A 14,921-nucleotide genomic window follows, 5' to 3' on the forward strand; every position below is an offset into this window, starting at 1 on the left:
GCGAACTGATAAATGATACATGTTAATTGATGAATGAATTATGAAAAAGGTATTGCTAGGTGTTGTCGTGCTGGTGTTTTTAGGCTTGTCTGGGTGGCTCGCCTATTACTTCTATCAGAAAGCAAACACCGACCCTGTGGTATATAAAACGGAGGCTCCGTTCGAAACCGAGATTGTGAAGAAGACGGTGGCCACCGGCTCTATTGTGCCGCGCAAAGAGGTGCAGGTCAAATCGCAGGTGTCGGGTATAGTGGAGGAGCTGCACGTAGAGGCTGGCGAGATTGTGAAGAAGGGGCAATTGCTGGCCAAGATCAGGATCGTGCCCAACATGGTGAGCGTGAACAACGCCGAGACCAACCTGCAAACCGCGCGGCTCAACTTTGAGGAGGCCAAACGCGAACTGGCCCGCTACGATGAGCTGTATGCGCAGAAGGTCATCCCGGAGCAGGAATACCGCCGGTATAAAGCCGACTTCGCCCTGAAGCAGGAGGCGATGCAGGCCGCGGAAAACAACCTGCAACTGGTGCGCGAGGGCTCCTCCCGCAAAAGAGGGCAGCAGTCCTCCAACTTAGTCTACTCTACCATCGACGGTATGCTGCTGGATGTGCCGATCAAGGTCGGAACCTCTATCATCGAGCGCAACAACTTCAACGAGGGCACTACCATCGCCACCGTGGCCGACATGCGCAGCCTGGTGTTTGAGGGCAAGATTGATGAGTCGGAGGTGGGCAAGCTGAAAGAGAACATGGACCTGGTGCTGACTATCGGAGCCATCGAGGGCCGCACCTTCGACGCCAAGCTGGAGTATATCTCGCCGAAGGGCGTGGACGAGGAAGGCTCTATCAAGTTCCCGATTCGGGCGCAGGTGGTGCTGGACGAGAAGGATTTTATACGTGCCGGCTACAGCGCCAACGCCGACATCGTGCTCGACAAGCGCGACAAGGTGATGGCCATCAAGGAAAGCGTGCTGCAGTTCGACAAAGGCAAGCCGTATGTGGAGGTGGAAACTGCTCCCCAGCAATTTGAGAAACGCATGATCAAAACCGGTCTCTCAGACGGTATAAACATAGAGGTGGTATCGGGGTTGGATGAAAAAGAGAAAGTGAAAGTGCCCAATGTTGGCATCGCGCAAACATAAAACAAACTTAATGGTGATGCAGAGAAGCGGGTATAGCCCGCTTTTTTGTTGCCCTCTCACGATCAGTAGCCGCAGTTTATGCCGCTGGAAAACAGAGGGGTACAGGGGGAGTGCTGCCGTAGGGGGTATGCTTTCTGGTAAAATGTGCTTACGCCACCTTCTCATACCAGTTGAAGCCGGATTATACATGCTTCACGGAATAATCCGGTAGGGCACCTAACCATTGGAAAAGGGGATAGTAAGTATAATCAGCTATTTACTTACCTAAAAATCAATGACTATGAATGTGAAAAAAAGTTTACGCACACACAATTTACTGCTGGCAGTGCTGATGCTGCTGGGTACTGTTTTCATGACATCCTGCGAAAAGGATGATATTGACCTGGGCGACCTGCTTAAAGACGACAACTCGTGGAAAGGAGTGCAGCTGAAGGGGGCTAATGAGGTGCCGGCCGTGGACTCGGATGGCTATGGGTTGCTGAATGCCCATTACAACAGCAAAACAAAAATGCTCAAGTATGACTTCGTTTGGACACTGGGCAACCCCAGCGATACCACGGTGGCCATGCACTTCCATGGGCCAGCCACACCGACGATGAGTGCGGGGGTGAAAAGACCGGTTACCGGCTTTGCGGCCAACAGCTCCGGCGGATCTCATTCTGGTGCCGTTGGCCCACTGAGCGATGACGAAGAGAAGCAACTGCTAAACGGCCTGTGGTACTTTAACATCCACAGCAAAACGCATCCTTCCGGCGAACTGCGCGGGAATCTGCTCAAGAAGTAAGAAGCCTGACATGCGTCTAAACGATGCCCGCCACCCATGCAGCAGATTGCATGGGTGGCGGGCATCGTTTTTTGTGGCAGATGACAGAGAGGATGTATACCTTTGCGGTTATCCAAAAAAAAGCGCACCCGATATGCCACAGGAATACACCATGCCGTCGTCTATCCAGATCGTGGATTTCAACCCTTTTTACGCACAGGCCTTTTATGATCTGAACCACGAGTGGATCACGAAGTACTTTGTGATGGAGGAAGCCGATGAGAAGTCGTTGGGCGATCCGCAGAACTATATCATCAACAAAGGCGGCCATATCCTGATGGCGCTTTTTCATGGGGAGCCCGTGGGGGCCTGTGCCTTGCTGAAGGAGGACGAAGAGGTGTATGAACTGGCGAAGATGGCCGTGGCACCCCGCGCCCAGGGCCTTCACATCGGCAGGTTACTGGGCGAGCGGATTATCGAGAGAGCCAGACAGGCGGGTGCCCGCAAGGTATACCTCGTCTCGAACCGTAGGCTTACCACCGCGCTCAGCCTCTATACCCGCCTCGGCTTTGTGGAAGTGCCTATGCCTCCCAGCATTTACGAGCGCGCCGACATTAAAATGGAACTGGACCTGAAAGGAGAATAAAACGCCACTGCACAACCTCGGGGGTTTCATTTCAGGAGAATTTTGGGGCTGACATGGGTACTTGTTTATACCAATATCAATTGATTAGCATCCAGACTCTCTGATGGCGCAAGCGTCCGTTTGTGCCATATAAGAGGTTGTGTGTGTAAGGGGATTCCTAGGTGCGGCTTGTCAAAACTTCTTCCTCCTGCCGCGCAATCCCATCCGTCATCCAGCAGCCTTTGTACGTGCCTTTGCGCTGTTTCGAGAGGATAAACATGTAGGCGCCTTCCCGCCCATCGCGGCCCTCAATCACCACAAGCTGGTAGGCGGTGTTGCCCGTCACCACAAGCTGCCCCCTTTTGTAACTTTTAAAGTTAAGCATAGATTGGTATGCCGGCGCGCGCACCATCATCCGCAGATGCTCTACAGGGCCGATGTGTAGCTTGGTTTTTGGGGAGGAAAAATTAAACACCGTGATCACGCCGCTGTCGCTGCGGTCGTTTTGCTGCAGCGCCTGCAGTTGGATGTGCACCACCTGTTGCGGCGACATAGACTTGTCAGGTTTCAGGAAGGTCCATTTGGCCGAAGAACTGGCGATGGCGTCGGGCATCACATAGGCTGTGGACTGCCGGTCTTCCAGTACAGGCATGGCGGGGAACCGCACCCAGAACAGTACCAGGAGGAGGAGGCCCACCAGAAGCATCAGGAAGTCAAAGGCTTTGTCTTTACCCTTCATAAGAATATGTACTTTGGTTAGATAGGCAGGGTTGTGTTGTTTGCCGTATTTGAAGGGGGATTATCAGAAAGTGTACAAAAAAGTAATCCCCGAAAACAAAGCCGCGCCATACCGTATATGCTTGTTAGCCTCTTTCTATGAAAAACCCACTCTCTGGTTACGTCAAGCAAGCCATCGGCAAACTAAAGCATCAGCCGCTAGTGCGGCGGCTGCGGGAGCAATACCCCGGGCTGTGGCGGTTTCTGATGAACCGCTTCAACACCCGGGTTTTCCTCGGGTTGCCGTTCACGCTGATCTCGCTGGTATTTGTCCTCAACATCGCCCTGCTGTCCGAACTGACCGAGAGCGTGCTGGAGTCGGCATGGATCGTAACCCTGGACGAAACGTTTACAGGCCTGCTGTTTAAGGTGCGCTCGGAGGCGCTGAGCCAGGTGCTGTATGCGTTTACGCAGCTCGGGGAGCAGGAAACGGTGTTTATAGTGGGTGGGGTTGTGTCTGCCATCTTCCTTTACCGCCGCAACTTTGTGGCCCTCTTTGTTTTCTGGTTTACGCTGGCAGGGGTGGGCATCTCTACCCGCTACGGCAAGACTTTCTTCAGCCGCGAGCGCCCCTCTGAGGTGGCCTATTATGCCGTGGAGCATTTTTCATTTCCGAGCGGACACGCCACCACCGTGCTTGCCATGTATGGGCTGCTGGCCTATTTCCTGTACCGGCACTACCATACCCACCCGTGGCGGGAGCTGGTGCTGTGGCTGGCGGGCATCCTCATCGTCATCGTAGGCTTCAGCAGAATCTATTTGGGTGTGCACTTCCTGTCTGATGTGCTGGCCGGTTTCCTGCTTGGCGCGCTGTGGCTGCTGGTGGGCGTGAGCCTGATGGAGGTGATGATCTACGACAAAAAACGAAAAGCCAGGAGAAGGGAACAATAAGGGTGCATCTTTTCCGGGTATGCTCCGTATTTCATATATATAAATATATGGAATTGAAAATATATAAATACCTCGCTTGCCTGTCTCTCCTCCTGTGCCTGTTGGCTGGCGCAGCGCAGCAGGCATACAGTTACAGCGTCCTGACGCACCAGGCAGTGGTAGACGCCGCCTGGGAAGAGGGCCTGAAGGCGCTTTTGCTGAAGCGATATCCAAATGCCACCGAGGAGGAGTTGCGGCAGGCGCATGCCTATGCCTACGGTGGCTGCATCGTGCAGGACATGGGGTATTATCCTTTCGGCAACACCTTCTTCACAAACCTGACCCATTACGTGCGCAGCGGCGATTTTGTGCTCAACCTGATGCAAGCCTCCAAAACAGTGGACGAGTACGCGTTTTCGCTTGGGGCGCTGGCACATTTCAACGCCGACATTTACGGGCACCCAATTGGCACCAACCGCGCCGTGCCGCTGGTATACCCCAAAACAAAGGCAGCGCACGGCGACGTGGTGACCTATGCCGATGACCCGGTGGCGCACGTGAAAACAGAGTTCGGGTTTGATGTGCTGCAGGTAGCCCGCGGTAACTTCGCGCCACAGTCGTACCAGGATTTTATCGGCTTCAAGGTATCGAAAGACCTCCTGAAAGAAGCCTTTGAGACCACCTACGGACTGGAACTGAACGATGTGTTTTTAAACCTGCCGCTGGCCATCGGGAGCTATAGGTATACCATTCGCAACGTGTTTCCGGAGCTGACGAAAGCGGCCTGGATGGCCAAGAAGTCGGAGATACAGGCGGCAAAACCGGGCATAACGCGGCGCAAGTTCGTCTATCGGATGAACCGGGCCGAGTTCCACAAGCACTGGGGCCGTGAGTATGAGCGCCCGGGCATTTTTGCCCGGCTGGCCTCCTGGGTGATCAGGGTGCTCCCCAAAATTGGCCCGCTGCGCCCCCTTGCCTTTAAGCCCCCCACGCCAGAGGCCGAAGCGTTTTTCCTGGAAAGCTTTAACATGACCGTAGATAATTATAGTGCCATGCTGAAACAGATGCGGCGGCAAGACCTCACCCTGAAAAACCTGCAACTCGACACGGGCCTGCCAACGGCACCCGGCGAGTATACCCTGACGGATGAGACTTACGCTGAACTGCTTAAGAAACTCGCCAAGTCGGACTTCAAGCTTCTCACGCCCGAACTGCAAACCGATATACTCCGGTTTTACAAGAAAGCCAAGCCGCCCCGCTCCGGCAAAGACGCTGAAGACGGGGAAAAAATGCAGGAGCATCTGGCGCAACTGAAGGCTGCGCAGTTCTAAGTACCCGGCATCCTGTTTTTGTACTGATTTTATATAGCGAAAGTGATACAATGCCAGCCCCGCCCGCTGCACGGCTCACACGACACTACGTTGGCATTGACGTAAAAAAGTAGCTTCAGGTGTAACTATATCCCTTCGTTATCGATAAAACAATGTATGGTCTTTGCTGACCCGGGAAATGAATCCTGGATGGGGGCAAGGGCCATAAAATTGTATTTTAATTTTAATCAGACGAAAACCATGGAAAATAACACGAATAATAACACGAATAATAAATCACAGGCAACCCCTCAGCATCAAAGTCAGGGCAACTCAACACCCGGCAGTGCCTCCACATCGGCTAGCCATACCTCTGCGCAGGGCAACAGCACCTCACAGCGCAGCATGAGCACAAACAACTCTGCCTCCACAGGCAGCACCAATAGCCAGTCGGCCCAGGGAACAGGCAGCCAGCACCAGCAGGCCACTTCGGGCAAAGACAGCATGAAAAACATACAGGACAAGCTGCAGGAGTACTCAAGACCAATCGCGAAGAAAATCAACAGCCTCTCTACCACCCAAAAGGTAGTGGGCGGATCGTTGCTGGCACTGGGTGCCGGCTGGCTGGCCCTGGGGTCGAGCAACAAAAACAAGATCAAGGCAAAAACCAACGCGCTTACGTCTTCTGCAAAAGAAAAAATAAGCGCAAAGAAGAACGATAAATCCTTCGGCAGGTCGAGCGGAAGCTCTGCCGTGGATGCAAGAGTAAAATAAGCACATTGCTGCATACCTAACAGCGGCACTTCTAAGAGAGCCGGGCTATAGCTAGTCCGGCTCTCTTTTTTTGCCAGCCTTCGGCAGAAATGTGTGCCTCCAACATTGCGTGCAACCTTATGGGCCACTACGGGCTATACATGGGTATTCATTCATCTATTAAATAACCGAAACACTTATCCCAATGAACGATATACTAAAAGCTTTTGCAGGTGGCCTGGCTGGTGCCTGCGTCGTGACGGCAGTGCACGAAACAGTGAGGCGCGTGAACCCCAATGCGCCACGTATGGATGTGCTGGGCATGCGCTCTATCTCGAAGCTGATGCAGAAGGCCGACCTTACACCGCCACAGGATGACAAAAAGCTGCATGCCTGGGCGCTGGTCGGCGATATCATCTCCAACTCTTTATACTATAGCCTGTCTGGCACGGGCAATAGCGCCTGGTGGCGCGGGTCTGTGTTAGGGGCTGCTGCAGGGGCGGGGGCCGTGTTGCTGCCCGGCCCGCTGGGATTAGGCGAGGAGCCAAGCAACAAAACCACCGAGACGCAGGTGCTGGCCGTGGGGTATTACCTGCTGGGGGGCTTGGTGGCCGCCGCTGTAGGGTATGCCCTCAGCAACGACAAAGAGTAAGCACTGCTGAAACAGCGAGGGGGAGACGCCATTACGGTGCCTCCCCCTCGCTGTTTCAGCGGTGCTTGGTTGCCAGCCTACTGGTTGTCTGTCTGCTGTTCGGCGTCCATGCTATTGTTCGTGTCTGCCGTGTCCAGTGGGCTCACGTTTTCTTCAGTCACGGTGCCTCCCTGCGGGTCGTTCAGCTTTCCGTCAACCTCGTTGGTGGTGGTTTGGGTGTCAACTCCGGTCGTGTTCTCGCTGGAGCAACCCGCCAGGCTCATGCTCAGCAATGCGCCTGAGATCAGGAATGCATATGTCTTTTTCATCGTTTTCTTTTTTAGAGGTTAAATTTCTGATTCCTGTTGTACGGCGCGCGCGCAGATTTTGATAGGATGCCGTTTGCAAAAGCTGCCTTTCTGATGGAGGTATAAATTTGCGGAAAAGCGGTGGGCCTCTCGTCGGATACCGTTATATGCCGGGATGTGTCTGGCGAAGTTGGAACAGTGGGAACGCAGCCTCCTTTTTAGAGGTATGGAGGAAAAGATGAGTTGGGTCAGGCTTCCACAGAAACCAGCCACTCGTATGCCGAGGTAAGGTCTTCGAACACCTGTGTTTTGAAGGGAAGCGGATACTGCCTGTTGTTCAGGAAGAGGTGCAACTGTGCTGACGCCTGCTCGTCAAAACTGTTGATGATGGCAAAGCGCTTGAGAGGAAGCTTGGCAAAGCACCTTATGTATTCGTGCATCGACCACTCAATGTCTTCCGGGGAGAGCGGGGGCAGGAGACGCCGGTCTGAAATGGCAAAGGGTATGCGCATCTTCTGGATGTAGCTGGAGGTGTTGGTCACCGCCTCGCGATACTGCTGACTACTGCAGCCACCATACCATTGGCTTACCAGCACGTGGTGCGCCGCGTAGTATTCGAGGTGCAAATATTCAGAGTCGAATAAAGTCATAAGCTGCAGCTTTTTAGGTATTTACATATACTAATATTACTAAGAAGCATGTAAATAACAAAGGCTTTAACTCATTTTAGAGGCCTGTCTATCTGCGATAAATAGCCATTGAGCCTGAAAATCATTAAACCGGTAAGCGTTTTTCGTGCTTTTTCGTAAAAGCCATGGCCCAATACAATGCCCAAGCGGCAGCCCACAAGCACCTGCTTGCCCGGGCTGCCGCTTGGGCATTGTATCAGAAGTAAACGTGTCGGCGGGCTATTTGGTGCGCAGCGTGTTAGCGTTGCTGCCGTCCAGCTCCCGGGTGTCTTCCTCTTTTTTGGCGGCCACGTTCCCGGCTTCCTCCTTGCCCTCAAAGCCGGTTTCCAGTATATCCGTCTCTTCTTTTTTATGGCCGGTCAGCGGCTCCGGGTTCTCCTCGGGCAGTCGCTTGCTCTCATCCGCGTTTGTGATGATGTCCTCGTCTTTTGGTGTATCCATGGGGTTCTTGCGTTAAGTTTCAGTTTGTGTTTACGGAATCAAGGCGATTTGAGTGCTATTTTGGAGGAAGCGCGAACCTCCGGGCAGGGTATAAAAAGGCGGTATGCACAGCTCCAGCGCATGGCATGGCCGTGAATTTACAGTCAGCTGGCATATTTTGGAGGGGCAGATGGAGGGTATAGCGCCTAAAAGGCATTAAAACACCCGTAGTTTTATTAAATTTGCAAAAATTGAGTTGATTTTCAGATAGCAAGATATTCTTTTTGCCTCCTTTAATATTTAGCCCTAACTTTGGGCAATTTATACATACCGACCGAAATGCCTAAAGACTCCAGTATCAAATCCGTTCTTATTATTGGTTCCGGCCCCATCATCATCGGCCAGGCCTGCGAATTCGACTATGCCGGCTCTCAAGCCGCCCGCTCGCTGCGCGAGGAGGGAATAGAGGTAACGCTAATCAACTCCAACCCGGCCACGATTATGACGGACCCGGTGACGGCAGACAACGTGTACCTGAAGCCGTTGGAAAAGAAGTATATCATCGAGATTCTGGAGAAACACCAGATTGATGCGGTGCTGCCAACCATGGGCGGACAGACGGCCCTGAACCTTGCGATTGACTGCGAGAAGGCCGGTATCTGGAAAAAGTACGGCGTGCGCATGATCGGCGTGGATATCAAAGCCATCGAAACGACAGAAGACCGCGAGCAGTTCCGCCTGAAAATGCTGGAACTGGACGTGAATGTGTGCAGAGGCGAAACGGCCACCTCTTTCCTGGAAGGCAAGGAGATTGCGCAGGAAATCGGCTTCCCGCTTGTAATCCGCCCTTCGTTTACGCTCGGTGGATTCGGTGGTGGCTTCGTGCATACCCCGGAGGAATTCGACGCGGCCCTGACGCGCGGGTTGCATGCCTCGCCTACGCACGAAGTGCTGGTGGAGCAAAGCATCCTGGGCTGGAAAGAGTATGAGTTGGAGTTGCTGCGCGACAACGTGGGCAACGTCATCATCATCTGCTCGATCGAGAACTTCGACCCGATGGGCATCCATACCGGCGACTCTATCACGGTGGCGCCAGCCATGACGCTGCCCGATACGGTATACCAAAGAATGCGTGACCTGGCCATCAAAATGATGAACGGCATCGGGCAGTTCGCAGGTGGCTGTAACGTGCAGTTCTCCGTGAGCCCGGATGATGACACCATCATCGCCATCGAGATCAACCCGCGCGTGTCGCGCTCATCAGCGCTTGCCTCTAAGGCCACTGGTTACCCGATCGCGAAGATCGCCGCCAAACTGGCCATCGGCTATAACCTGGACGAGCTGAAAAACGCCATCACCAAAACAACCTCTGCTTACTTTGAGCCTGCGCTGGACTATGTGATCGTGAAGATACCGCGCTGGAACTTCGACAAGTTCCCGGGCGCTGACCGCAAGCTTGGCCTGCAGATGAAATCGGTGGGTGAGGTAATGGGCATCGGGCGCACCTTCCAGGAAGCGCTGCAGAAGGCCTGCCAGAGTTTGGAGATCAAGCGCAACGGCATTGGCGCAGACGGCAAAGAGAAGACGAACTACGACGAACTGATCGACAGCCTGACAAACGCCAGCTGGAACCGCCTGTTCAGTATAAAAGACTCTATGCGCATCGGTATCCCGACCAGCACCATCCAGAACATCACCAAGATCGATCCGTGGTTCCTGGCCCAGATCGAGGAATTGGATATGTTGGAGAAGGAAATAGAGAAGTTCAACCTGTCGAACATACCAACTGAACTGCTGCGCGAGGCGAAAGTGAAAGGCTACGCCGACCGCCAGATAGCGCACCTGCTGCGTTGCAAGGAAAGCGAAGTGCACAGCGTGCGCACAGAGCTGGGCATTAAGCGCGTGTATAAAATGGTGGATACCTGCGCGGCCGAGTTTGAGGCGAGCACGCCATACTATTACAGCACCTTCGACGGCGAGAACGAGAGCATCGTTTCGGACAAGAAGAAGGTCGTGGTGCTGGGTTCCGGTCCGAACCGTATCGGACAGGGCATCGAGTTCGACTACAGCTGTGTGCACGGGGTGTTGGCTGCCAAAGAGTGCGGCTACGAGACCATCATGATCAACTGCAACCCGGAGACGGTTTCAACGGACTTCGACATCTCGGACAAGCTGTACTTTGAGCCGGTGTTTTGGGAGCATATCTATGACATCATCCTGCACGAGAAGCCGGAAGGCGTGATTGTGCAGCTGGGTGGCCAGACAGCCCTGAAACTGGCCGAGAAACTGGAGCGCTTCGGCATCAAGATTTTCGGAACCAGCTACCAGGCACTGGACCTGGCCGAGGACCGCGGCTCGTTCTCATCGCTGCTCCGCGACCTGGACATTCCATACCCTCCGTTTGCCGTGATCGAGACGGCGGAGGAGGCGCTGCAACTGAGCAAGGAACTGAAGTTTCCGCTGCTGGTGCGCCCAAGCTACGTGCTGGGTGGCCAGAACATGAAGATTGTGATCAACAACAAAGAGTTGGAGTCGCATGTGATCGACCTGCTGAAAGACCACCCAGGCAACAAGGTGCTGCTCGACCACTTCCTCGACAACGCGATTGAGGCCGAGGCCGACGCGATCTGCGATGGAGAGGATGTGCACATCTGCGGAATCATGGAGCACATCGAGCCTGCCGGTATACACTCCGGCGACTCCTACGCCGTGCTGCCGCCCTTCGACCTGAGCGAGAAAGTACTTGCCCAGATTGAGGAATACACCAAAAAGATCGCGGTGGCGCTCCGCACGGTGGGTGTGATCAACATTCAGTTCGCCATCAAGAACGAAACGGTATACATCATCGAGGCCAACCCACGCGCCTCGCGTACGTTCCCGTTCATCGCGAAGGCATACCGCGAGCCATACATCAACTACGCCACCAAGATCATGCTGGGCGAGAAGAAGGTGAAGGACTTTACCTTTAACCCCTACAAGCACGGGTATGCCATCAAGGTGCCGGTGTTCTCCTACAACAAGTTCCCGGAAGTGAACAAGGAGCTGGGCCCTGAGATGAAATCCACGGGTGAGGCCATCTACTTCATTGATGACCTTCAGGACGATTACTTCACTCAGGTTTACTCAGAGCGGAATTTATACCTTAGTAAGTAAGGTGCCAATTTTGACCCCTCCCAAGCCCTCCCCTAAAAACAGGGGAGGGCTTTTTTTATTGGGAACAGCCTTGCCGTTTGTTTGTGTTATGAGGCAAACCTAGCATCATGCGGAAAGATCAGTTACACAGTTTGCCTGCTTTAAGGCAAGAGCGTGCTTTGCTGCGGAGCAATCAAACTCCGGCGGAAGAAGAACTTTGGCACTTGCTGCGTAAGCACAGGCTCGGTGGGCAGAAGTTCAGGCGGCAGCATAGCATTGGCAACTACATCGTGGACTTTTATTGTGCAACAGAAAAGCTAATAATTGTGGTGGACGGCGCTGTGCATGACACAGCTGAAGCCATAGCCAATGATGAAGTTAGAGACGAGACCTTGGAACACCTGGGCTATAAAGTTATCCGCATTAGAAACGGAGAGGTTTTTAACGAACCTCAAGCAGTACTGAAAAGAATAGCCGCTGGATTCAGGAAAGCCTAAAATACCCCCGCCTGTTTTTAGGAGGGGGCAGGGGGAGGCGAAATTTATTATCTTTGCGCTACCCATCTCAAGGCCAACAGAACAAAAAACAAGGCAGAAGAGTTGGTATAAGGAATAGGTACTGTTTTTGCAGTGACCACGTTACGTAAGAAAGCATTTCATTAGATGATCAAATACATATTAACCACAATCCTTATTATATACCTCATCCGGCTGGTCGCGCCTTTTTTGTTCAGGTGGCTGCTGGCGATGTTCGTGAAGAAAAGCATCCGCAACGGTACCTTTTTTAACATGAACCCCAACCAGCAACAGCAGGCCCGCCCTAACGGAAGCCAGCAAAACGGCAAGCCCCGCGGCGAGGTGAAGATCGACTACATCCCGGAGCAGCCCGAGCGCAAGGATTTCAACGGCGGGGAGTACGTCGATTATGAAGAAGTGAAATAAAACTGTTAACTTTCAATCTCTATATTCTGAGGTTTTTGAAAGATATGACAACCAGTTCCTTCCATTTCAGGCGTGATGTGCTTCCGCATCTCATTGCTGTTCTGATTTTCCTGATCCTGACAGCGGCGTATTTCTCGCCCGTTCTCTTTGAAGACAAAGGCCTGGCCCAGCACGACATCCTGCAGTTTAAGGGTGGGGCCAAAGAAATACAGGACTACCGCGCCGCCACCGGCGAAGAGGCACTCTGGACAAACTCTATGTTCGGGGGCATGCCCGCCTATCTCATCCAAACCCACTTTCCCGGCGATTGGTCCGGCTATATCCATTCCATCCTGACGTTTAACCTGCCAGCCCTGGCCGGTAATATCTTTATTGCGCTGATCTGCGCCTACATCCTGCTGGTGGCCATGGGTATGAGTTCGTGGCTTGCCGTAGTGGGGGCTATGGCCTTTGCTTTTACTTCCTACAACATCATTATACTGGAGGCCGGGCACAACACCAAGTCGCTGACCATCGCCTATATACCGATGGTGCTGGGCGGACTGATTTACGCGCTGCGCCGCAACCTCTGGATCGGGGCGGCCCTGTTTGCGGTCGGCCTGACGATGAACCTGCACTTCAACCACCTGCAGATGACCTATTACATGCTGCTGCTGGTGCTGATCTTCGGTATAGTGGAGGTGGTTTATGCCATCAAGCATGGCTCTTTAGCGGAGTTACTGAAGCGTGGTGCCCTGTTGCTGGCGGCAGCCATTCTGGCCATAGGCGTTAACTTTGGCCGACTGTCCACTACCGCTGAGTATAGCAAGTACAGCATCCGGGGTAAATCGGAGCTCACGCAGCCGAACAGCAACCAGGAGGTTGGCTCTGGCCTGGACCGTGATTACGCCTTTAACTGGAGCTACGGCATCAGCGAAACCATGACCCTGCTGATTCCGAATTTCTATGGCGGCAGCTCCAGCGCTTCTCTGGATAAAGACTCCGAAACCTATAAGGCCTTCCTGAACATGGGCGTGCCAGCAGGGCAGGCCGAGCAGATCGTGGAGCAGGGCCTGCCAATGTACTGGGGCGCACAGCCCATGACGAGCGGGCCGGTATACGTGGGAGCCATTATATGCTTCCTGTTTGTGCTGGGGCTTTTCATCGTGAACCGCCGCTGGACCAGCTGGCTGGTAGCCGGTACCATCCTTTCTATTGTGCTGGCCTGGGGCAAGAACTTCGAGGCCTTCAACTATTTCATGTTCGATTACTTCCCGCTCTACAACAAGTTCAGAGCGGTTGCCTCGGCCCTGGTGATCGCCCAGATCACGATGCCGTTCCTGGCTATTCTGGCGCTTTGGAAATTACTGCGCGAGCGTGAGGAAATCAAGGACCTGGACAAGAAACTGCTGATTGCGGGAGGTATAACCGCAGGCATCTGCCTGTTGGTATGGCTGTTTGCGGGCAGCGCCAGCTTTGTGTCTGCCACCGACCAGCAGCTGATTCAGGCGCAGTTCCCGATTGACGCCATCCGTGCCGACCGCGAGGGACTGATGCGGGCAGACGCGTTCCGCTCGCTGGTGTTTATCGTGCTGGCGGTGGGTTTGCTCTACTTCTATCTCAAAAACAAACTGTCCTCTACAGTGGCCATTGCCGGTATAGGTGCGCTGATCCTCGTGGACCTTTGGACAGTAGACAAGCGCTACCTCAACAACAACGACTTTCAGGCACAGGTAGAGGCGAATTTCTTCCAGCCAACGCCTGCCGACCAGCTGATCCTGCAGGACAAAGACCTGAGTTACCGCGTTATCAACCTGCCCAACCCGTTCAACGACGCCCGTACCTCATACTACCACAAGTCCATCGGAGGGTACCACGGGGCCAAGCTGCGCCGTTACCAGGATGTGATCGACCGCCATATCTCCCAGAACAACCTGGAGGTATACCGCATGCTGAACACGCGTTACGCCATTACCGGCGATCCGAAACAGCCGGTGCAGCGTGTGCCAGGAGCCCTGGGCAACGCCTGGTTTGTGGAGGAAGTGAAGCCGGTGCAGTCGCCGGACGAGGAGCTGGATGCCCTGACCATGTTTGATGCCGGAGCAACAGCCGTGGTGGATGTGACCAAATTCCCGGTGGAGCGACGCAATTACGTTGCGGATATCGGCACCATCAAATTAACTGAGTACAAGCCAAACTACCTGAAATACGAGTATACCGCCAAGGATGAGGCTCTGGTAGTGTTCTCTGAGATTTATTATGCCGACGGTTGGCAGGCATACCTCGACGGGCAGCCGGTAGACCATTTCCGCGCCGATTATATTCTGAGAGCGATGGAAGTGCCGGAGGGCAAGCATACCATCGAGTTTAAGTTTGCGCCAAAAGTGTATGCCATCGGCGACACCGTATCGCTGGTATCCTCTATTTTACTAATACTCGTTACCATAGGCGCTATCTGGTATGGCGTAAAGAAAACGCGTACTGAGGTGCAGATCGTAGAGAAAGTCTAGGGCTAGTTCCGAGTTATGGGTTCCGAGTTCTGAGTTTAGCATGTATACACATAGCCCCGGCGTATCGCTGGGGCT

At 53.6% G+C, this 14,921-nt stretch carries 15 protein-coding genes; 11 read left to right on the plus strand and 4 right to left on the minus strand.

Annotation, left to right across the window (positions count from 1 at the left end):
• The first annotated feature begins 40 nt into the window (after positions 1-40).
• From MKJ04_RS07595 to MKJ04_RS07605, 3 genes are all read left to right on the plus strand, one after another.
• Positions 41-1,138 carry an efflux RND transporter periplasmic adaptor subunit gene (locus tag MKJ04_RS07595; protein WP_241640988.1) on the plus strand — a complete coding sequence of 366 codons (1,098 nt, stop codon included), beginning with the start codon at positions 41-43 and terminating at the stop codon, positions 1,136-1,138.
• A gap of 280 nt (positions 1,139-1,418) precedes the next feature.
• Positions 1,419-1,922, plus strand: coding sequence for a CHRD domain-containing protein (locus tag MKJ04_RS07600; RefSeq protein WP_241640989.1), 504 nt, complete (start codon positions 1,419-1,421; stop codon positions 1,920-1,922).
• A gap of 133 nt (positions 1,923-2,055) precedes the next feature.
• Positions 2,056-2,547, plus strand: coding sequence for a GNAT family N-acetyltransferase (locus tag MKJ04_RS07605; protein ID WP_241640990.1), 492 nt, complete (start codon positions 2,056-2,058; stop codon positions 2,545-2,547).
• Between the two features lie 157 nt (positions 2,548-2,704).
• Here MKJ04_RS07605 and MKJ04_RS07610 read toward each other — a convergent pair whose 3' ends face one another.
• Positions 2,705-3,265: a DUF4864 domain-containing protein gene (locus MKJ04_RS07610; RefSeq protein ID WP_241640991.1), complete on the minus strand. Its 561-nt coding sequence runs from the start codon at positions 3,263-3,265 to the stop codon at positions 2,705-2,707.
• Between the two features lie 137 nt (positions 3,266-3,402).
• Here MKJ04_RS07610 and MKJ04_RS07615 point away from each other — a divergent pair, with 137 nt between their 5' ends.
• From MKJ04_RS07615 to MKJ04_RS07630, 4 genes are all read left to right on the plus strand, one after another.
• Positions 3,403-4,194 carry a phosphatase PAP2 family protein gene (locus MKJ04_RS07615; protein ID WP_241640992.1) on the plus strand — a complete coding sequence of 264 codons (792 nt, stop codon included), beginning with the start codon at positions 3,403-3,405 and terminating at the stop codon, positions 4,192-4,194.
• A gap of 47 nt (positions 4,195-4,241) precedes the next feature.
• The gene (locus MKJ04_RS07620; RefSeq protein ID WP_241640993.1) at positions 4,242-5,504 is read left to right on the plus strand and encodes a zinc dependent phospholipase C family protein; all 1,263 of its coding nucleotides are present in this window, start codon (positions 4,242-4,244) and stop codon (positions 5,502-5,504) included.
• A 240-nt stretch (positions 5,505-5,744) separates the two neighbouring features.
• Positions 5,745-6,257: a hypothetical protein gene (locus MKJ04_RS07625; protein WP_241640994.1), complete on the plus strand. Its 513-nt coding sequence runs from the start codon at positions 5,745-5,747 to the stop codon at positions 6,255-6,257.
• Positions 6,258-6,441: 184 nt separating this feature from the next.
• Positions 6,442-6,888, plus strand: a complete 447-nt coding sequence (locus tag MKJ04_RS07630; RefSeq protein WP_241640995.1) for a hypothetical protein — start codon at positions 6,442-6,444, stop codon at positions 6,886-6,888.
• Positions 6,889-6,965: 77 nt separating this feature from the next.
• On the opposite strand, the gene MKJ04_RS07635 is transcribed toward MKJ04_RS07630, so the two are convergent.
• The 3 genes from MKJ04_RS07635 to MKJ04_RS07645 all read right to left on the minus strand — a co-directional run bounded on the left by MKJ04_RS07635 (position 6,966) and on the right by MKJ04_RS07645 (position 8,305).
• Entirely contained in the window at positions 6,966-7,196 is a 231-nt protein-coding gene (locus tag MKJ04_RS07635) for a hypothetical protein (RefSeq protein ID WP_241640996.1), read from the minus strand.
• 227 nt (positions 7,197-7,423) lie between these two features.
• Complete coding sequence (locus MKJ04_RS07640; protein WP_241640997.1) at positions 7,424-7,825, minus strand: hypothetical protein; 402 nt, start codon at positions 7,823-7,825, stop codon at positions 7,424-7,426.
• 258 nt (positions 7,826-8,083) lie between these two features.
• Entirely contained in the window at positions 8,084-8,305 is a 222-nt protein-coding gene (locus MKJ04_RS07645) for a hypothetical protein (protein WP_241640998.1), read from the minus strand.
• Positions 8,306-8,623: 318 nt separating this feature from the next.
• Between MKJ04_RS07645 and carB the strand changes: the two genes are divergently transcribed.
• The 4 genes from carB to MKJ04_RS07665 all read left to right on the plus strand — a co-directional run bounded on the left by carB (position 8,624) and on the right by MKJ04_RS07665 (position 14,846).
• Positions 8,624-11,437, plus strand: a complete 2,814-nt coding sequence (gene carB, locus MKJ04_RS07650; RefSeq protein ID WP_241640999.1) for a carbamoyl-phosphate synthase large subunit — start codon at positions 8,624-8,626, stop codon at positions 11,435-11,437.
• Positions 11,438-11,544: 107 nt separating this feature from the next.
• Positions 11,545-11,913, plus strand: a complete 369-nt coding sequence (locus MKJ04_RS07655; protein WP_241641000.1) for an endonuclease domain-containing protein — start codon at positions 11,545-11,547, stop codon at positions 11,911-11,913.
• Between the two features lie 165 nt (positions 11,914-12,078).
• A complete protein-coding gene (locus MKJ04_RS07660; RefSeq protein WP_241641001.1) occupies positions 12,079-12,357 on the plus strand; it encodes a DUF4834 family protein in 279 nt (92 codons plus the stop codon).
• A gap of 44 nt (positions 12,358-12,401) precedes the next feature.
• Complete coding sequence (locus tag MKJ04_RS07665) at positions 12,402-14,846, plus strand: YfhO family protein (protein ID WP_241641002.1); 2,445 nt, start codon at positions 12,402-12,404, stop codon at positions 14,844-14,846.
• Positions 14,847-14,921 lie beyond the last annotated feature (75 nt).

The organism is Pontibacter sp. E15-1, from assembly GCF_022601975.1.
Taxonomy (GTDB): Bacteria; Bacteroidota; Bacteroidia; order Cytophagales; family Hymenobacteraceae; genus Pontibacter.